This is a genomic window from Pseudosporangium ferrugineum, from assembly GCF_003002065.1.
Taxonomy (GTDB): domain Bacteria; phylum Actinomycetota; class Actinomycetes; order Mycobacteriales; family Micromonosporaceae; genus Actinoplanes; species Actinoplanes ferrugineus_A.
On record NZ_PVZG01000002.1, the window covers coordinates 284,762 to 303,286 of the forward strand.

The following is an 18,525-nucleotide window of genomic DNA, read 5'->3' on the forward strand; positions in this document are numbered from 1 at the left end:
GGCGGCCGTGCCCGCCGCCGTACGTGAGGAGCCGCGTTGACCGACGCCGAGGAGACGATCGCCGTGGTCGTCGTCACCTACCACAGCGAGGCCGTGCTGCCGGGGCTGCTGACGACGCTGGAGCAGGGCCTCGACGGGCTCTCCTGGCACCTGACCGTCGCGGACAACGCCTCCGCCGACGAAAGCGTGGCGACCGTGCGCCGCCTGCTGCCCGCGGCCCGGGTGGTCGAGATGGGCCGCAACGCCGGGTACGCCGCCGGGATCAACGCCGCGGTGGCCGCCGCCGGGGAGCACACGGCCGTGCTGGTGCTCAACCCGGACATCCGGCTCACGCCCGGGTGCGGCCGGGAGCTGGTGGAGGTGCTGCGGCGTACCGGAGCGGGGATCGTGGTGCCGCGCATGGAGCGCGGGGACGGCTCGCAGATCGCGGCCCTGCGCCGGGAACCGTCCATCCCGCGGGCGTTCGGGGACGCGCTGCTCGGCGCGTCCCGGGCCACCCGCTACCCGTGGCTCGGCGAGCTGGTCGCCGGCGAGCGCAGCTACGCCGAGGAGACCGTCGCCGACTGGGGCGCCGGCTCGGCGATGCTGATCAGCGCCGAGTGCTGGCGCCGGGTCGCCCCGTGGGACGAGTCGTTCTTCCTCTACTCGGAGGAGACCGACTTCGCGCTGCGGGCCCGCGACGCCGGGCTGCTGACCCGGCTGGCGCCGCGGGCCCTCGTCGTGCACCTGGAGGGCGAATCGAAGGTGTCGCCGCGGCTGTGGGCGATGCTGAGCGTCAACCGGGTCCGCCTCTACCGCCGCCGCCACCGCGCCTGGGCCACCGCGCTCTACTGGTCGGCGCTCGTGCTGCGCGAGGCGTCGCGGGCGGTGCTCGGCAACCCGGCGAGCCGGGCGGCGGCGACCGCGCTCACCAGCCCGCGCCTGCTGCGCACCGCTCCCGGTCCGGAGTGGATGGTCCGGCGCGGCTGACGCCCGATCAGTTGCGGCGCAGGCGGCGCAGGACGGGGGCGGAGGTTCGCCGGGCCCGTTCGACGACCTCCATCGCGCGGCCGGCGGCCTTCGCCGCGCGTCCGCCGCCACCGCCGGCCAGGCCGCTCACCGGCCGGTCGCGGAAGACGGCCTCGAACTGCCGCGACCGCAGGGACCGGTACACCGCCTGGGGATCCGGCCGTCCGGTGTCCAGCCGCAGTGCCACCGCCAGCGGGAAGAACTGGCGCCGGGTGTGGAAGTCCACGGCGGCGAAGGACGGCAGCCCTTCCCGCCGGGCCAGGGCGGCCGCGTGCCGGTTGGGGGCCACCCCGTCGTACTTGCGGTTCCACACCTCGACGGCGGTCAGCAGCGGCGACCAGGCCGGGTCGTAGCGCCGCCACGCGTCGCGCCGCCACGGGTGGGCGAGCACCGCGCTGCCGCCGTCCGCGGCCACCTTCGCCAGCAGCCCGCCGATGTCCGGCGTCGCACCGTAGAACGGCACGTCGCCCCAGACCGGCACGTGCACGAGATTGTCCGGGTCGTTGTACTCGATGCCGGGCACCAGCAGCACCTCCGGCGTGCTGGCCGCCGCGCAGGCGGCCCGGTACTCGTCGAGCCGCCCGGCGGGGAATTCCCTGCTGTGGTCGGCCAGGAGCACGACGCCGTAGCCCCGCTCGCCGAACGCGGCGGCGATGGCGGGCAGCGACCACGTGGCGTCGTCGGACCATTCGGAATGCACGTGCGCCGCCGCGCGTACGGTCGTCATCCGCGCCGCCGCAGCTGGGCGGAGACGGTCTGCCAGGTGTCGCGGGCCAGCACGGCGGTCTCACCGCGCCGCGCGTGGTACCACCGGGTGCCGCGCCGGGGCCGGAGCATCGCGGCCAGCGTGGCGGCCCGCCCGGGCCAGCGCCCCGCGTCGGCGCCGCGGGCGCCGCGCAGGACGGCCAGCAGGTGCACCGCCTCGCGGCCGAGATGCCGGCACACGAGATGCGGCGCCTCGGGCCCGGCGGGCGGCCGGAAGGCGGGGTCCAGGGTGCCGCGCACGGCCCATTCGGGATAGGGGAGACCGCGGTGCCGGGCCAGCGCCATGCTGCCCCACGCCCGCCCGTTCAGCTCCATGAACCACGCCTGCCCGGCCGCGTCGCGCAACAGCTCCAGCATGAAGATGCCCTGCCACCCGGCCTCGGCGAGGAACTGCCGGGCCGGTTCCACCAGGTCCGGATCCACGGGTACGGACGCACAGGCGCTCGAACCGGAGCCGCGCGGGTTCATCATGCGGATGCGGCGGTGGGCGGACAGGGCGTACACCTCGCCGCCGGCCGCATAGCCGAACAGGCCCTCGCCGGTGCCGTCCACGAGCGGCTGCACGAGGGCGGGGCCGCCGATCCCGGCCGCGACGGCGGCCACCTCGCCGGCCTCCGTGGCGATGCGACCGGCGGGGCGGCCCAGCCGGCCATCGGTCTCCACCACGGCCAGCGCGGACTTGACCATCCACGGCCCGGCCCCGGGCAACACCTCGGCCGGCGGCGGGCCGGGCTGCACGGTCAGGGTTTCCGGGACCGCGAAGCCGGCCTTGCGGGCCAGCGCCAGCTGCTCGCTCTTGTCGAGCGCCACGCGCAGCGCGTCGCGGTCCGGCCCGGCGATCGCGGTGTCCCCGGGCGGGAGACGGTCGACGACGAGCAGTGCCGCGTCGTCGAGCGGCAGCACGGCCGCCGGGCGCTCCGCGTCGATTAGGGCGGCCACCGCGACCGCCGTTTCCGCCACCCCGGACTCGGGCGCGGGCACCGGCAGGACGCGTACGCCGCGGGCCGAGGCGAGCGCGGGACGGATGCCGGCGCGGGTGAACGCCACCACCTCGAAGCCGGCGTCGCGCAGGCACCAGGCCGACTCGACGGCCGCCAGGGACTCGGCGAAGCCAAGGAGGATCCGGGGCCCGTTCACCGCCACCGCTTCACCGTACCCACCGCGGCGGCGCGCAGCCGGCGGCTCAGCGGTGCCCTGCGGAGCAGCTCGGCGCGCAGGCCGGCCGGGTCGTCGTGCTCGCGGACGCTGTAGCGCGGCTGGAGCCAGGCGTCCGGCCGGGCGGGCCGCCGGTCGCTGGTGTAGACGCGGGTGTAGCCGTGCCGGCGCAGCCGGGTGATCACCTGCCGGTCGTAGCGGCCCAGCGGGCAGGCCGCCGTCGTCACCGGCGCGCCCGACGCCTCGGCGAGCACCTGGCGGGCGGCCACGAACTCCTCGTCGCTGTCGGCCTCGCTCAGCCCGCGCCACGACCGGTGCCGCATGCCGTGCGAGCCGACCTGCATGCCGCCTCGGCGCAGCTCCCGGACGCCCTCGGTGCTCACGCTGCCCGGCTGGTCGAGGCGGCCGGCCAGCAGGAAGAACTCGGCGGTCAGCCCGCGCTCGAGCAGGGCGGGCAGGGCCAGCTCGACGTCGGAGGCGTTGCCGTCGTCGAAGCTGAGCCGCACCGACGGCCAGGTCGCCACCTCGTCGAGGACGGCGTGGAACCGTTCGACGGAGACCCAGTAGTGGTCCTCGCCGGGTTCGAGCTCCCGGCCCGGGGTGCCGACGCCGTGGAAGCAGACGTTGACGGTGGGGTGCGCGGACATATGACCTCCTTACCGCATCGGGGCCTGCGACGGGCGTCCCCAGCCGACCTCGCCGGCGCGGCGACGGGCCAGCAGCGCCGCCCCGACGGTCAGCGCGACGTAGCAGACGGCGGCGGGGGCGAGCCAGGGCCGGGGGACGACCACGTCGCGCAGCCACGAGGACCGTACGGCGGCCCGCACCTGCCCCGGTCCGCCGGCGCGCAGGGCGGCGTTCCCGGCGCGCACCCGCACGAGGCGGCGGAGCAGGTCGCGGGTGCGCCGGGGGGTGCCGACCGCCACCTCGACCGCGGCGACCTCGCGCTTCTCGGCGGCGGCGAACTGCGAGTCGAGGAAAAGGTCGTCGGCGATCACGTCGGGGAACTCGGCGAAGCGCGCCCGCCCGGCGGCCGACACCCCGATGAGGCCCCGCCCGAACAGCGCGCCGTCGTACGCCGGCAGCCGCCCGTTGATGGCGTAGAAGGCCCGTACCGGCACCGGACGCCCGGCCAGGTCGAGCCGGCGGCGCGGCACCACGGCCAGGGGCGGCGAGCCGCCGGTGGTGAGTGCGGCGGCGAGGGCGGCGATGCCACCGGGCGGCACGACGATGTCGGCGTCGAGGTAGAACCGCGGGAACCCCCGCGCCGCGGCGTCGCCGGCGTTCAGGGCCGCCGCCTTGCCGGGCCGGGCCCGCTCGAGCACGCGTACGCCCGGCCGGGCCGCCGCCACCGCGGCCGTGCCGTCCGTGCAGCCGTTGGCGACGACGGTGATGTCCAGGCCGCCGGGACCGGCGCCGGCGAGCAGCGCGTCGAGGCACCGCCCGATGACCGCCTCCTCGTTGTAGGAGGCGATGACGACGCTGGGCCTCACTCGGACACCGCCGGCTCGGCGGGGCGCCGTCCGTTCTCCGCCGTGCGGCCGGCCGGCGCGGTCCGCTGGGCGGGGATGACGATCCGGGGACCGCGGCGCTTCAGCAGGCGGTTCCAGACGGCCACGTAGCGGCGTGCCTGGTGCTCCCAGGACAGCAGCTCGGTGAAGCGGGACAGCCCGGTCTCGCGCATGCGGCGGCGCCGGGCCTCGTCGTCGAAGAGGTCGTTGACCGCGCGGGCGAACTCCTCCGGCGCGCCGGTCGGCACGTAGACCGCCGCCGCATCGGCCGTGCGCCGGGTCTCGGTGAGGTCGGCGGCGACCACGGGCACCCCACGGCCGAGGTACTCCACCGTCTTGGCCATCGTGGAGAGGTCGTTCATCGTGGTCGGCAGATCGGGCTGGATCGCCACCGTCGCGTGGCGCAGAAGGTCGTCCACGGCCGGCCCGTCCAGCCAGCCGGCGAACTCGACCACGTCGCCGAGCCCGCGTTCGGCGACGAGCTTGTGCAGGGCCGGCAGCGATTCGCCGTCGCCGGCGATGATGAGCCGCCAGTCGTCGCGGCCGCGCAGCCGGGTCAGCTCGCCGGCCGCCAGCACCGCGCCCTCGACGTTGTCCTGCGGGCCCAGCACGCCCAGGTAGACCAGGCGGTGCGGGGCCTGCGACGGCTCCGCGAGGTCCTCGGCGGGCCGGCGGATCTCGGCGAGCGCGGGCCCGTTGCGCACCACGGTGACCCGGTCGGCGGGGATGCCCTGGCGTACGGCGTGGTCCCGGAACGATTCGTTGGTGGAGAAGACCGCCGACGCGGTGCGCAGCGTGAGCCTCTCCTGCCACTTGAGGACGGCGAGCACGATGCGGTTCGGGGCGCCGCCGGACCGGGTCACGTAGACCTCGGGGGACAGGTCGTGGTGGTCGAACACCCACGGCCGGCCGAGGGCGCGCACCAGCAGCGCCAGCGGCCAGTAGATGTCCGGCGGGTTGCACACCTGCACCGCGTGCGCCCGGCCCGCGAGGATCTCGGCGATCAGGCGGACCGCGATGCACAGGAAGGACCAGGCGAACTCCGCCACGAACGACAGGACCCCGGACCCGTAGACCACGATCGGGTACGGCCGCAGCCGCGTACCCCGGCTGCCGGGCAGAACCTTCAGGTCCTTGTTGCCGCGCGGGGCGATGACGGTGACGTCGTAGCCTGCCGCCTCCAGCGACAGGCATTCGCGGATGACCCGGCGGTCGCGTTCGGCCGGCAGATTCGCGATGAGGATGGTGATCTGGGGTCGGTTGCTGGTCATGCGTCCGGAACCTCCTCGGTCGTCACGTGCGGGGCTTGGGGGCGGAGCCGGCCGTGGCCGGCGGGGTGCGACGGCGCAGGAGCAGCCGGATGGCGGGGTTCTCGACGCCCTCGTGCAGCAGCCAGCTGCCGGCCAGCGCCAGGGCGAGGGAGACGAGCGCGATGCCGAGGCCGGCGGCGGCCGGATGCCCGGTGCCGGCGACGTGCACCACCAGCCGCAGCACCAGCTGGTGCACCAGATAGAAGGCATAGGAGAGCTCGCCGAGCCGGACCCAGCGCGACGAGCGCCACGGGCTGGGCGTGCCGGCCACGTCGGCGGCGGCCACGGCGGCGACGAGCAGGGCCAGCGGTATCACCGTGGCCGCCACGATGCGGAAGTCGTCGGGCAGCCAGCGGGAGCCGAGGTAGGCGGCGATCGCCAGGGCCGTGGCCGGTGCCAGGCCGAAGCGGCGCGGCCACCGTCCCTCCTGGACGATCCTGGCGAGCAGCATGCCGGCGGCGAACTCGGGCAGCCGGCTCACCGGGAAGACCCAGATGAACCAGTACCGGTCGGCGAGCGGCAGCGCGTGGGCGGCCACCGGCACGAGCCACACGAGGCTCAGGGCCGCGGCCGTCGCGGGCCACAGCGCACGGCCGGGCAGGCGCGGGAGAAGCAGATACAGCACCGGGAACAGGGCGTAGAAGAACACCTCGCATGCCAGCGACCAGCTCACGGTGTTGAGGCCGAAGAACACGTCGAGGTCGGGCGACCAGGCCTGCACCAGCAGCAGATTCGGCAGCCACACGGCCAGGGCGACGCCGCTGCCGCCGGCCACGGCCAGCGCGACGGCGACGAGCCAGGTGGCCAGGTGGTCGGGATAGATCCGGGCCGCCCGGCGCCGCCAGAAGCGCCGGGCCGTGTCGCCGGGCCGGGCCGACCAGGTGAGCACGAAGCCGCTCAGGACGAAGAAGAAGGAGACGCCGGCGGCGCCCGGGCTGAACACCCATTCCATCGCGGTCCGTGCCGGGCCGTCCGCCACCAGGCGTTCGGTGTGGACGTGGAAACCGAAGACCAGAAATGCGGCGACGAACCGCAATCCGGTCAAGGACGGCAGACGCGAAGGAATGGGAGAGGAACTGCGCCGGGACGCGGCAGCCGGCTCAACGGCTGTCACGGCGTCACCATACCGGCGTCCGGCGGTCGCCGGAGTCGGCGTCGCGACAATACGGGAAACGGTTCCCGCCATACCACGGGCCGGCCGCCGGAGTCCACGATGAATGGCGTCGGAATAGTGACAGCAATGAATCCGGCGACCCCGTCCGTACGCCGTTCTGCCTGCACAACCGCCTCCGTCGTCGACCACGACCCCCGGTGGCCGGTCCCTGATGCCCGAATTGCAGCGCAATGGCGAAAATGGCAGGGAACGGCCTTTCGTCGCGGACCCGCAAGTCCCACCCGAGAACCCTGCTGAATCCGGGCGGGCCGCGGTAGGCCCTTCCGTTCGAGAGATATGGCGAATCGGTTGAAAGAAATTCGGAATGAGTGCAAGACGCGCAGATCGGACGAACCGGCGGTCCACAGTGCACGGTGGTCTTAATGCGACGTCCCGGCCGCCGGGCGGAGATTCTTTAGTACAGTCACCGGCGGGCGTCAATCGCCCGAACGGAACGCGAACGTGGCCCTTCGATGTGCCGGATGGCCGACGGCTCATGTCGCCGCGGGCCGAGGTTGGTTACCGTGCACGACTGTGGGCTTTCATTCTCTGCGCTGGCGCCTCGTCGACCGTCCGGGATCGCTCGGCGACCGGATGCGGGCCAGGCGCGCCGGCTGGCTGGCGGAGCAGTTCCCCGACCTCGCGGAGATGTCCGTCATCGACCTCGGCGGCCGGGTGAGCAGCTGGGCCGGCGCCCCCGTACGCCCGAAGCACGTGCACGTCGTCAATCTCGAGCGGGAGAGCGGCGACGTGCCGTCGTGGGCCGAGGTCGACCACGGCGACGCCTGCGACCTGCCGGAGGCTATCCGCGGGCGCCGCTACGACCTCGTGTACTCCAACTCGGTCATCGAGCACGTCGGCGGCCACGAGCGGCGGCTGCGGCTGGCCGAGGCGGTGCACGCCCTGGCCGACTCGCACTGGGTGCAGACGCCGTACCGGTACTTCCCGATCGAGCCGCACTGGGTGGCGCCGGGCATGCAGTTCCTGCCGGCGGCGGCGCGCACGACCATGGCGCATCGCTGGCCGCTGGTGCACTCGCGGGCCGACGACCGGGCCGGGGCGCTGGAATCGGTGCTGTGGGTGGAACTGCTCGACCGCACCCAGATGCGGTACTACTTCCCGGATTCCACGCTGCGCGCCGAACGCTTCGCCGGCCTCACCAAGTCGCTGATCGCTGTCCGCGCCGCCTGACGGCCCGGCGCCCCGGCGGCGGGCCGGGCCGGCACCTCGGGCGGCGCTCCGGCGGCGGGCCGGGCCGGCACCTCGGGCGGCGCGCCCGTTCCGGGCCTCAGGGCCGGCCGAGGGCCCGGTATTCCCATCCCGCGGCGCGCCAGGTCGCGCGGTCGAGGGCGTGCCGCCCGTCCACGATCCGTGCCGACGTGACGACGGCGGCCATCGCGGACGGCTCGATCTGGCGGAATTCCGTCCACTCGGTCAGCAGGACGACCGCGTCCGCGTCCCGGGCGGCGTCGAGGGCGCTGGTGGCGTACGTCAGACCGGGGTAGGCCTTCGCGGCGTTCCCCATCGCGGCGGGGTCGAAGACGCGGACGTCGGCGCCCATGGCCTGCAGGGTGCCGGCCACGTCGAGCGCGGGCGCGTCACGGATGTCGTCGGAGTTCGGCTTGAACGCCGCGCCGAGGGCCGCGATCCGTTTGCCGGCAACGTCTCCGCCGCACAGCTCGACGACGAGGTCGACGGTGCGGGCGCGGCGGCGGCGATTGATGCCGTCGATCTCGCGCAGGAAACCGACGGCCTGGCCGACGCCGAGCTCCTCGGCGCGGTGCGCGAAGGCGCGGATGTCCTTGGGCAGGCAGCCGCCGCCGAAGCCGAGCCCGGGGCGCAGGAACTTGCCGCCGATGCGTTCGTCGTAGGCCAGCGCCTCGGCGAGGTCGTGCACGTCCGCGCCGGTCGCCTCGCACACCTCGGCCATCGCGTTGATGTAGGAGATCTTCGTGGCCAGGAACGAGTTCGCCGCGACCTTCACGAGCTCGGCCGTCTGCAGATCCGTGACCTTGACGGGTACGCCCTGGGCCAGCACGGGAGCGAACGCCGCGCGCAGTCGCTGCTCCGACCACGCGGAGGTGACGCCGAAGACGAGCCGGTCGGGCCGCATGGTGTCGTCCACGGCGAAACCCTCGCGCAGGAACTCGGGGTTCCAGGCCAGTTCGACCCGTTCGCCGGCCGGTGCGAGCGACGTCAGCAGCGCCGCCAGCCGGGCCGCGGTGCCCACCGGGACGGTCGACTTGCCCACGACCAGGGCGCGGCGGTGCAGGTGCGCGGCGAGCGCGGTGACGGCAGCGTCCACGTACGTGAGATCCGCGGCCTCGGAATCCGGCTGCTGCGGGGTGCCGACGCAGATGAAGTGGACGTCGCCGAACTCCCCGGCCTCCCGGAACGAGGTGGTGAAGCGCAACCGGCCCGAGGCGAGCGCCTTGGCGAGCTGCTCGGGCAGGCCGGGCTCGAAGAACGGCACCTCGCCGGAGTTCAGCCGGTCCACCTTGGCCGGGTCCACGTCGACGCCGACGACCTCGTAACCCATGACGGCCATGCAGATCGCGTGGGTGGCGCCGAGGTAGCCGGTGCCGATGACGGTGATGCGGGGGCGCGAATCCATCGCTGTCCTTCCCAGGTGTTCAGTGAACCATTTTCAACCTGACATCGAGCCCGACGGTGCCGCGCCGTCGACCAGCGGCGGCAACTGCCGGCCTCGCCACGTTGAAAAAGTTCAGTACGCGCCCGAGCTGCGGACGACCGCGCTGACGGTACGGGCGAGGATGGCGAGATCCATGGCGAGCGACCAGTTCTCGACGTACGTGAGGTCGAGCCGGATCGACTCCTCCCAGGACAGGTCGGAGCGCCCGGAGACCTGCCACAGGCCGGTCAGGCCGGGCTTGACCACGAGCCGGCGGCGCATGTCGGCCGGATAGCCGGCCACCTCGCCGGCCAGCGGCGGTCGCGGGCCCACCAGCGACATGTCGCCCTTGATGACGTTCACCAGCTGGGGCAGCTCGTCGAGGGAGAACCGGCGCAGCCACCGGCCGATCGGGGTGACGCGCGGATCGTTGCGCATCTTGAACAGCATGCCGTCGTGGTCGTTGAGGTTCCGCAGCTCGGCCAGGCGCGCCTCGGCGTCCACGTGCATGGTGCGGAACTTGTAGAGCATGAACGGCCGGCCGTCCTTGCCGACGCGCTCCTGCCGGAAGATGGCCGGGCCCCGGGCGTCGCGCCCCAGCCGTACGATCGCGGCGATCGCGACCAGCAGCGGGGCGGCGGCGAGCAGCAGCAGCAGCGCGCCGACCCGGTCGAAGACGGCCTTGACGATGCGGGCGCTGCCCTTGAGGCGCGGATGTTCGACGTGCAGCATCGGCAGCCCGTCGACCGGGCGGATCGTGGTGCGGTCGCCGGCCACGTCGACCAGCGTGCTGGCCACGATGAGGTCGATGTCGTCGCGCTCGAGCTGCCAGGCCAGCTGGCGCAGGGCCGTACCGTCGATCTCGGGGCAGGAGAGCACGACCACCGTGTCGGCGTGCGCGCGGATGACCGCCGACGCGACGCCGTCGAAGGTGCCGTAGATGGGCGGCAGGCCGGGCGTGAAGCCGTCGCGGCGCGGGCCGGGCGGCAGGCAGGCCCCGATGACGCCGAGACCGTGGTGGCGTTCCCGGCGCAGCCGGCGGGTCATGTCGGCGACCGCCCGCTCGTGGCCGACCAGGATGACCCGGTGCAGCCGCTCGCCGCGGGCCCACGAACGGTGCAGGGCCTGGCGGAACATGTACCGGGCGCCGAGATCGACGACGATCGCGAGCGGCAGGGCGATGCTGACGTAGCCGCGGGCCAGACGCAGGTCGAACGCGAAGGAAACAATGGCGAGCCCGGCGGTCAGCGCCAATCCCGAGCGGAACACCCGGGCGTACTCGTCGGTGCCGACGAACAGGTGGCGGGGCTCGTGCGCCCGATTGACGGTGAGGCAGAGGATCCAGGCGATCGGCATTATGAACGTCAACAACAAATAGCCGCGCATGTACGGCTCGGCGCCGGTCGAGCCGAATCGCACCACCAGGGCCAGGGACGCGGCGCAGAGGCCGACGACCGAGTCGATGAGGAAGAGGATCAGGACGTACCTGCTCTGCCATCCGGCGCGGTCCACGCCCGCCCGGAAGGGCCGGTTGAACTGCGTGGACGCGTCGGTCACCCCGAGCGTCGACACCGGTTCGATCGTCTGCACGCCTTGCCCCCGTCATGGATCGCAGCGAACCCGAGGTCTTGTTCTCCCGGCTTGCCGGTCGTGCCGCGCGGTAACCCGTGTGACACACGAGAAAGACTGCTGAATGGCGCCCTGTCCGCGCTACATCTTTCCGTTCGATACGGTTGCCGAATCGGATGAGGCAGGAAGCGATAAGGGTGCAAGGTGGTCAGATCGGACCTATCAGATTCTCGGCACGGATTCGTCCCACACCGTGGCGGAAATGCGCCGCGGTGCCGAACTCCTACTACCGGAATGGTGTGTGGTCAATCGGTCGGCGGGGATGAGGAGATGTCGTCAACCCGACGCCTTGTTTCGATATAGGTAACACACTTCTCGTATTGCGGCAGCAGCCCGGCCGCCGCCGCGGTGGCCAGGTCCGGCGCGTCGGCGTCCTTCGTGGACAGCGCGGGCGCGGCGGCCGGCCAGGCGATGCCGAGCTCCGGATCCAGCGGGTGGATGCCGTGCTCGTGCCCGGGCCGGTACGTGGACGAGCACAGGTATGCCACCGTCGCGCCCTCGGAGAGGGCGCAGAACCCGTGCCCCAGCCCCTCGGCGAGATACACCGCCCGGCGCTCCTCGTCGTCGAGCGGTACGGCCTCCCACAGCCCGAACGTGGGCGACCCGACGCGCAGGTCCACCACCACGTCGAGCACGGAGCCCGCGACGCACGTGACGTACTTGGCCTGCCCGGGCGGCACGTCGGCGAAGTGGATGCCCCGCACGACGCCCCGGGCCGACGTGGAGAGGTTGGCCTGGGCCAGTTCCAGCGGATGCCCGACCGCCTCGGCGAGCGCGTCGAAGCGGTACCACTCCAGGAACGAGCCGCGCGCGTCGCGGTGCTGCACCGGGGTCACCTCGTACGCCCCCTCGATGCCCAGCGAGCGGATCTTCACCGGGCACCCCCGAACCGGTCGCGGTCGAGCAGGCGCACCAGATATTCGCCGTACCCGCTCTTCATCAGCGGCCCGGCCAACTCCCGCAGCTGGTCGCCGGAGATGAAGCCGAGCCGCCAGGCCGCCTCCTCGACGCAGCCGATCTTCATGCCCTGGCGCTCCTCGATCACCCGGACGTACTCCGAGGCCTGCACCATCGACTGGAAGGTGCCGGTGTCCAGCCAGACCGTGCCCCGGTCGAGGACCGTCACGTCGAGCCGGCCCTGGCGCAGATATTCCTCGTTCACCGCGGTGATCTCGAGCTCGCCGCGCTCGCTGGGCTCCAGCTTCTCCGCGATCCGCACCACGTCGGCGTCGTAGAAGTAGAGGCCCGGCACGACGTACGTGGACTTGGGCCGCTCCGGCTTCTCCTCGATCGAGAGCACCCTGCCGGCGTCGTCGAACTCGACCACCCCGTAGCGGTGCGGATCGGCGACCGGGTACGCGAAGACGCGGCCGCCCGCCGGCTCGCCGAACCGGGCCAGCTGCCGCCCCAGGCCGACGCCGTGGAAGATGTTGTCCCCCAGGATGAGGGCCACGGGCTCGTCGCCGATGAAGTCCGCCCCGATCCGGAAAGCCTGGGCGATGCCGTCCGGTTCCGGCTGTTCCGCGTACGACAGGGAGAGCCCGAAGCGGCTGCCGTCGCCCAGCAACCGGCGGAAGTGCGGCTGATCCTCGGGCGTCGTGACGACGAGGATCTCGCGGATGCCGGCGGACACGAGCGTGGTCAGCGGGTAGTACACCATCGGTTTGTCGAAGATGGGCATGAGCTGTTTCGACATGGCCATCGTGATCGGCCAGAGCCGCGAGCCGGTGCCACCGGCGAGCAAAATTCCGCGCACGCAGGAAGGTTAAGCAGAACGCGCAGTGGTACTACACTCGCCAGCCGTGCAGATTTTTGTCACCGGCGGCGCCGGATTCATCGGATCGGCCTATGTACGCGCCCTCCTCGCGGATGATTACGCAGGTGCCGCCGGTGCCTCCGTGACGGTTCTGGACCTGTTGTCCTATTCCGGTAATCGCGCGAACCTCCCTTTGACGGATTCCCGACTACGGTTCGTCCAGGGCGACATCTCGGATTCCGCCCTGTTGCGGGAGCTGCTTGGTGGTCACGACGCAATAGTCCATTTCGCGGCGGAATCCCATGTGGACCGGTCGATCGCCGGAGCCGTACCTTTCGTCACCACCAACGTCCTCGGCACCCAGGTGCTGCTCGACGCCGCGCGCGAGGCGGGGGTCGGCCGGTTCGTGCACGTCTCCACCGACGAGGTGTACGGCTCGATCGAGGAGGGCTCGTGGACCGAGACGTGGCCGCTCGCGCCGAACTCGCCGTACGCCGCCTCGAAGGCCGGCTCGGACCTGCTGGCGCTGGCGGCACACCGTACCCATGGCATGGATGTCGTGGTGACCCGCTGCTCCAACAACTACGGGCCCCGCCAGTTCCCCGAGAAGGTCATCCCGCTGTTCGTGACTAACCTGCTGGACGGCAAGGAGGTGCCGCTCTACGGCGACGGCGGCAACATCCGCGACTGGCTGCACGTGTCGGACCACTGCCGCGGCATCCAGCTGGTGCTGGAGAAGGGCCGGGCCGGCGAGGTCTACCACATCGGCGGCGGCACCGAGCTGAGCAACCGCGAGCTGACCGGCAGGCTGCTCGAGGCCTGCGGCGCGGGCTGGGACCGGGTCCGCCCGGTGGCCGACCGCAAGGGTCACGACCGCCGCTACTCCCTGGACATCACGAAGATCGGCGACGAACTCGGCTACGCGCCCCGGACCGGCATCGTGGAAGGGCTCGCCGCCACGGTCGCCTGGTATCGCGACAACCGGCAGTGGTGGGAGCCGCTCAAGGCCCGGACCGCCTGATGCGCTGGCTCGTCACCGGCGCCGGCGGCATGCTCGGCCACGACCTGCGGACGGTCCTGGCCGAAGCGGGGGAGACCGACGTGCGAGCGGCGTCGCGCGCCGACCTCGACGTCACCGATCCGGACGCGGTGCGCGAGGCGGTGGCGGGCGCGGACATCGTGCTCAACGCCGCCGCCTGGACCGATGTGGACGGTGCGGAAACCGCTGAGGCGCAAGCGATCGCGGTCAACGGCGACGGCGTGCGCCACCTCGCCGCCGCGGCCGGGAAGAGGCTCGTCCACCTCTCGACCGACTACGTCTTCGACGGTACGGGCACCGCACCGTACCCGGAGGACACGCCGGCGGCGCCGGTCAACGCGTACGGGCGCAGCAAGGCCGCCGGCGAACGGGCCGTCCTGGACGCCGGCGGGTACGTCGTGCGGACCGCGTGGCTCTACGGCGAGCACGGCCCCAACTTCGTCCGTACGATGCTGCGCCTCGCCGCCGAACGCGACACCCTCGAGGTCGTCGACGACCAGCAGGGCCCGCCGACGTGGTCGTACGCCCTGGCCCGCCAGCTGGTCGCGCTGGCCACCGCAGCGACGGCCGGCCACGCCGCGCCGGGGGCGTACCACGGCACCGCCGCCGGCTCGACCACCTGGTACGGCCTCGCCCGCGCCGTCTTCGCCGAGGCGGGCCTCGACCCGGACCGGGTACGCCCGACCACCAGCGACCGCTTCCCCCGCCCGGCCCGCCGCCCCGCCTACAGCGTGCTCGGCCACGACCGCTGGTCCGGCACGGGCGTGGCACCCCTGCCGCACTGGCGCGCCATGCTCACCGAGGCGATGCCGGCCCTGCTGCGCCCCTGACCCGGCTCCGGTACGGTCACGCCCATGGCATGTCGTATCGGCGAACTCGTCCTCGGTTGCCGCGACCCCGAGGCCCTGGCCCGCTTCTGGTGCGAGGTCCTGGACTTCGTCGTCCTCGCCCGCGAGGACGACGGCTCGGTGGAGATCGGCCCCCGCGAGGGCTTCGGCGGCCCCCAGCCGACCCTCTTCCTGAGCCGCCGCGCCGAGCCCGAGCCCGGCAAGTCCCGCCTCCACATCGACGTCAACGCCACCGACCGCGACCAGGACGCCGAACTCGAACGCCTCCTCGCCCTCGGCGCCCGCCGCGCCGACATCGGCCAGACCGGCCAGGAGTCCTGGCACGTCCTCGCCGACCCCGAGGGCAACGAATTCTGCCTGCTCAAGGGCCGCCTCGACCCCCTCTGACGGGCCCGTGGGACGGGCACCGTGATAGACCTTGGGGGTGAGTCACCCGATCATGTTCGACGACGCCGACCCGCTGCTCGGCCGGGTGCGGGCGTTCGCGCTCGCGTTGCCCGGTGCGGCCGAGAAGATCTCGCACGGGCATCCGGCGTTCTACACGACCAGGGTCTTCGCCTACTACGGTGGCTCGGTGAAGGTCGACGGGGTCTATCAGCGGCACGAGCATTCGGTGCTGGTGCTGCTCGATCCGGGGGAGCGGGCGGCGCTGCTCGGTGAGGCGCGGTGTTACCTGCCGGCCTATCTGGGGGCGTCCGGGTGGCTCGGGGTGGACCTCGGCGACGACACCTGCTGGGACGAGATCGGCGAACTGATCGAGACCGGCTACCGGCGTACGGCGGGGAAGCGGCGTGTGGCGCTGCTGGACGGCGGCCGGGCGTGATCGGGGCGCCCGTGCTGACCCGGCGGGCCGAGGAGGGCCGGGAGGTTCCGGTGCTCGTGTGGCGGCCGGGTGCGCCGGTGCTGGCCATCTCGTCGGCCGTGGTCGGGGGCGGGATCGGGCCGTGCCGGTGGGTGGTGAACGCGACCGTACCGATGTCCTACGACCGGGACGACCCGGCCACGCACCTGGGCGAGATCGCCGGCGGCCTCGGGTTGTCCGGGCCGGGCGTGGGCCTGCTGACCGGGGTCGACGTGGCCGGCCTGGTGGCCGCGGACGACGGGGGAGTGCGCCTGTGGGCGACGGTCGGCCTCGGCGCCCCGATCCAGGCGGCGGCCGACGACGACCCGGTCCCGCCGCACGCCGGCACGATCAACATCGTCGCCTGGGTGCCGCGGCGGCTGAGCGACGGCGCGCTGGTGAACGCCGTCGCGACCGTCACCGAGGCGAAGACGCAGGCGATCCGGGAGCTCGGCCTGGCCGCCACCGGCACGGCGACCGACGCGGTGGCGGTCCTCTGCCCGCCGGACGGCCCGGCCGCGGCGTACGCGGGCCCGCGCGCCGAGTGGGGCCGGCACCTGGCCCGGGCGGCCCACCGCGCGGTCCTCACCGGCGGCGCGGCGAAGGGCCGGGCCGCCTGGTCCGACCGCCAGGACCTGCCGGTCCCGTCCAGAGCGCCCGCCGCGACCTGACCCGGCCGGCGCTCAGATCCGGCGCAGGACCGAGACGACCTTGCCCAGGATCACGGCGCGGTCGCCGTCGATGGGCCGGTACGCGGGATTGCGGGGCTCCAGGAGGACGTGGCCGGAGCGGCGGCGGTACACCTTCACGGTGGCCTCGTCGTCGATCATCGCGGCCACGATGTCGCCGTTGTAGGCCTCCGACTGGCGGCGCACGACCACGAGGTCGTCGTCGCAGATGGCCGCCTCGATCATCGAGTCGCCGCGGACCCGGAGGCAGAAGTGCTCGCCGCGGCCGACCAGGTCGCGCGGCAGGGTGAGGGTCTCCTCGGCGGACTCCTCGGCCAGGATCGGGGTGCCGGCGGCGATCACGCCGACCAGCGGCACGCCCACCGTGTCGTCGTCGCGCACCGGCCGGGCGGCGGACTCGAGGAACATCCGGACGTCGAGCGGGCGGGTCGCGGAGCGGCCCCGGCGCAGGAAACCGCGGTCCTCGAGCGCGCGCAGGTGCCGGCCGACCGACGACGTGGACGCCAGCCCGACGGCGTCGCCGATCTCGCGGGCGGTCGGGGCGTAGCCGTGGCGCACCGCCCAGTCCCGGATGACGCCGAGGATCGCTCGCTGACGCGGTGGCAGCGTGGACGTGTCGTACTCGTCATCCGGGAACACCGCACGATCCTGACGCATCCGGGGCCGGCGGGCGTCGCGGCACGCCGGGCGGGTCATCATCCGGCGGCGGTGAGCTTGCGGCCCACGTCCGCCGCCCCGCCGTACTGCTGAGGGGCGGGGCGCCGGGGCGGCCCGGCGCCCCGTCAGGCGCCGACGATGTCGCGGGTGACGGCGGCCTGTTCGGTGAGCACGCCGCTGATCATGGTCTGGGTCTCGTTGATCCGGTCGACGATCTGGCCGATGCCGGCGAGCGCCCCGACGACCGTGGCGGCGTCCTGCTGGATCGCGGTGACCAGGGTCCCGACGTCGCCGGTGGCGCGGGCGGTGCTCTGGGCCAGCTCCTTGACCTCGCCGGCGACGACGGCGAAGCCCTTGCCGAGCTCGCCGGCGCGGGCGGCCTCGATGGTGGCGTTCAGCGCGAGCAGGTTGGTCTGCTCGGCGATGCTGGTGATCACCTTGACGACGTCGCCGATCTTCGTGCTCGACTGCTCGAGGCCGTTCACCGAGGCGTTCGCGTCGGCCGTCATGCTCTGCGCCTGGGGGCCACCGAGGTCGCGGCGATGACGTTGCGCTCCGCCTCCTCGATCGAGGTGACCAGCTCGGCACCGGCGGAGCTGATCCGGTTGGCCTCCTCGATGCGCTGCCTCGCCTCGGCGACGAGGAACACCGCGTTGCGCAGCGCCTCGGTCCGGCTGGCCGACAGCTCGCCGAGGACGTCGGTGGTGAAGAAGTCCATCGTCCCGACCACCCGGCCGTCGGCCAGCACCGGGAAACACACCCCGCTGCGCACGCCGGCCTGGACGGCGACGGGTGCCCGTACGCAGTCGGTGAGCTGCCCGATGTCGGCCACGAAGACCAGGTCCTTGGCCTGCCAGGCCCGCCCGGAGAGGCCCACACCCTCGGCGAACGACGCCGCGAGGGTCACCGTGCGGAACTCGGGGCCGGCGTCGCCGGACTCCGCGGCGAACCGGAGGACCTCACCGTCCGGGTCGACCTCCCAGAACGAGCCGTACGCCCAGCCGAAGCTCTCCCGGACGGTGTCCAGCGCGATCCGCGTCGCGTCGGCCACGCTGCGGGCCCGCCCGAGCGCCTGCACCACCCGCAGCACGGCCGCGTTGTTCTCCTGCGATTCCGTCACCGCCGACCGCGCGCTCGCCAGTACCGCCGCCCTGCCCGCTCCGAACCAGCCCATGTCCGCTCCCACCGCGCTCCGACAACCTCCAGTTGCCGCCAAGTTCGGCCGGATCCCGCCACCGGTGAGGGGACGGCTCCGTCCGACTTTTACCCGCAACTGCACCGCTACCGGGCGGCCCGGGCCGGCGGTCCGGCCCGGGCCGTCGCCTACCGGGAGGCGGCCTTCGGTACGGCGGTGAGCGTGCCCGAGGAATTCTGGATCGCGTAGCCGCAGCCGCTCCCGCAACCGCACTTCCCGGTGAGGACGGCCGGGCGGGTGCCGGTTGCTCCGCTTCCATGCCGTTCCTCCCTGATCGTGCGCCGGACGGGGAGTCCGGGCGCCGCTCAGGGTGCGGCCGGGCGTTGAAACGGCACTG

At 73.3% G+C, this 18,525-nt stretch carries 19 protein-coding genes and 1 pseudogene; 7 read left to right on the forward strand and 13 right to left on the reverse strand.

Annotated elements, in window-relative coordinates; translation table 11 throughout:
• The first annotated feature begins 36 nt into the window (after positions 1-36).
• Positions 37-969, forward strand: coding sequence for a glycosyltransferase (locus CLV70_RS05495; protein WP_106125263.1), 933 nt, complete (start codon positions 37-39; stop codon positions 967-969).
• Positions 970-976: 7 nt separating this feature from the next.
• Here CLV70_RS05495 and CLV70_RS05500 read toward each other — a convergent pair whose 3' ends face one another.
• From CLV70_RS05500 to CLV70_RS39595, 6 genes are read right to left on the reverse strand one after another with little or no spacing between them, the layout of a single operon-like run.
• Positions 977-1,735, reverse strand: coding sequence for a PHP domain-containing protein (locus CLV70_RS05500; protein WP_106125264.1), 759 nt, complete (start codon positions 1,733-1,735; stop codon positions 977-979).
• Entirely contained in the window at positions 1,732-2,916 is a 1,185-nt protein-coding gene (locus tag CLV70_RS05505; protein WP_106125265.1) for a hypothetical protein, read from the reverse strand. The genes CLV70_RS05500 and CLV70_RS05505 overlap by 4 nt, the downstream gene beginning before the upstream one ends.
• Positions 2,907-3,575: a polysaccharide deacetylase family protein gene (locus CLV70_RS05510; protein WP_106125266.1), complete on the reverse strand. Its 669-nt coding sequence runs from the start codon at positions 3,573-3,575 to the stop codon at positions 2,907-2,909. Before CLV70_RS05510 ends, CLV70_RS05505 begins: the two co-directional genes overlap by 10 nt.
• A 9-nt stretch (positions 3,576-3,584) precedes the next feature.
• The gene (locus CLV70_RS05515) at positions 3,585-4,421 is read right to left on the reverse strand and encodes a glycosyltransferase (protein WP_106125267.1); all 837 of its coding nucleotides are present in this window, start codon (positions 4,419-4,421) and stop codon (positions 3,585-3,587) included.
• Positions 4,418-5,710: a glycosyltransferase family 4 protein gene (locus CLV70_RS05520; protein WP_106125268.1), complete on the reverse strand. Its 1,293-nt coding sequence runs from the start codon at positions 5,708-5,710 to the stop codon at positions 4,418-4,420. The genes CLV70_RS05515 and CLV70_RS05520 overlap by 4 nt, the downstream gene beginning before the upstream one ends.
• A 22-nt stretch (positions 5,711-5,732) precedes the next feature.
• The gene (locus CLV70_RS39595; RefSeq protein ID WP_158277713.1) at positions 5,733-6,794 is read right to left on the reverse strand and encodes an acyltransferase family protein; all 1,062 of its coding nucleotides are present in this window, start codon (positions 6,792-6,794) and stop codon (positions 5,733-5,735) included.
• Positions 6,795-7,436: 642 nt separating this feature from the next.
• On the opposite strand from CLV70_RS39595, the gene CLV70_RS05530 reads away from it, so the two are divergent.
• Positions 7,437-8,093: a class I SAM-dependent methyltransferase gene (locus CLV70_RS05530; RefSeq protein ID WP_106125270.1), complete on the forward strand. Its 657-nt coding sequence runs from the start codon at positions 7,437-7,439 to the stop codon at positions 8,091-8,093.
• Positions 8,094-8,190: 97 nt separating this feature from the next.
• Here CLV70_RS05530 and CLV70_RS05535 read toward each other — a convergent pair whose 3' ends face one another.
• The 4 genes from CLV70_RS05535 to rfbA form a co-directional block, all read right to left on the reverse strand.
• Positions 8,191-9,516: a UDP-glucose dehydrogenase family protein gene (locus tag CLV70_RS05535; protein WP_106125271.1), complete on the reverse strand. Its 1,326-nt coding sequence runs from the start codon at positions 9,514-9,516 to the stop codon at positions 8,191-8,193.
• Positions 9,517-9,627: 111 nt separating this feature from the next.
• Complete coding sequence (locus CLV70_RS05540; RefSeq protein WP_106125272.1) at positions 9,628-11,124, reverse strand: sugar transferase; 1,497 nt, start codon at positions 11,122-11,124, stop codon at positions 9,628-9,630.
• Positions 11,125-11,408: 284 nt separating this feature from the next.
• Entirely contained in the window at positions 11,409-12,038 is a 630-nt protein-coding gene (locus CLV70_RS05545) for a dTDP-4-dehydrorhamnose 3,5-epimerase family protein (RefSeq protein ID WP_106125273.1), read from the reverse strand.
• The gene (gene rfbA / locus CLV70_RS05550) at positions 12,035-12,919 is read right to left on the reverse strand and encodes a glucose-1-phosphate thymidylyltransferase RfbA (RefSeq protein WP_106125274.1); all 885 of its coding nucleotides are present in this window, start codon (positions 12,917-12,919) and stop codon (positions 12,035-12,037) included. Before rfbA ends, CLV70_RS05545 begins: the two co-directional genes overlap by 4 nt.
• Positions 12,920-12,965: 46 nt before the next feature.
• Here rfbA and rfbB point away from each other — a divergent pair, with 46 nt between their 5' ends.
• From rfbB to CLV70_RS05575, 5 genes are read left to right on the forward strand one after another with little or no spacing between them, the layout of a single operon-like run.
• Positions 12,966-13,940, forward strand: a complete 975-nt coding sequence (gene rfbB, locus CLV70_RS05555; protein ID WP_106125275.1) for a dTDP-glucose 4,6-dehydratase — start codon at positions 12,966-12,968, stop codon at positions 13,938-13,940.
• Positions 13,940-14,788 carry a dTDP-4-dehydrorhamnose reductase gene (gene rfbD, locus CLV70_RS05560; RefSeq protein WP_211303643.1) on the forward strand — a complete coding sequence of 283 codons (849 nt, stop codon included), beginning with the start codon at positions 13,940-13,942 and terminating at the stop codon, positions 14,786-14,788. The genes rfbB and rfbD overlap by 1 nt, the downstream gene beginning before the upstream one ends.
• 24 nt (positions 14,789-14,812) lie before the next feature.
• On the forward strand, positions 14,813-15,193 hold the full coding sequence (locus CLV70_RS05565; RefSeq protein ID WP_106125276.1) for a VOC family protein: 381 nt from the start codon (positions 14,813-14,815) through the stop codon (positions 15,191-15,193).
• A gap of 37 nt (positions 15,194-15,230) precedes the next feature.
• Positions 15,231-15,629 (forward strand): MmcQ/YjbR family DNA-binding protein, encoded by a 399-nt coding sequence (locus tag CLV70_RS05570; protein WP_245908040.1) that lies wholly within the window; start codon positions 15,231-15,233, stop codon positions 15,627-15,629.
• Complete coding sequence (locus tag CLV70_RS05575) at positions 15,626-16,318, forward strand: adenosylcobinamide amidohydrolase (protein ID WP_106125278.1); 693 nt, start codon at positions 15,626-15,628, stop codon at positions 16,316-16,318. Before CLV70_RS05570 ends, CLV70_RS05575 begins: the two co-directional genes overlap by 4 nt.
• A 12-nt stretch (positions 16,319-16,330) precedes the next feature.
• On the opposite strand, the gene lexA is transcribed toward CLV70_RS05575, so the two are convergent.
• From lexA to CLV70_RS41985, 3 genes and pseudogenes are all read right to left on the reverse strand, one after another.
• On the reverse strand, positions 16,331-17,122 hold the full coding sequence (gene lexA / locus CLV70_RS05580) for a transcriptional repressor LexA (RefSeq protein ID WP_425440121.1): 792 nt from the start codon (positions 17,120-17,122) through the stop codon (positions 16,331-16,333).
• Positions 17,119-17,469, reverse strand: a pseudogene (locus tag CLV70_RS41980) (methyl-accepting chemotaxis protein); the annotation flags it as partial. The pseudogene CLV70_RS41980 and the gene lexA, both read right to left, overlap by 4 nt.
• Before the next feature lie 29 nt (positions 17,470-17,498).
• The gene (locus CLV70_RS41985; protein ID WP_106125281.1) at positions 17,499-18,167 is read right to left on the reverse strand and encodes a GAF domain-containing protein; all 669 of its coding nucleotides are present in this window, start codon (positions 18,165-18,167) and stop codon (positions 17,499-17,501) included.
• Between the last annotated feature and the right edge of the window lie 358 nt (positions 18,168-18,525).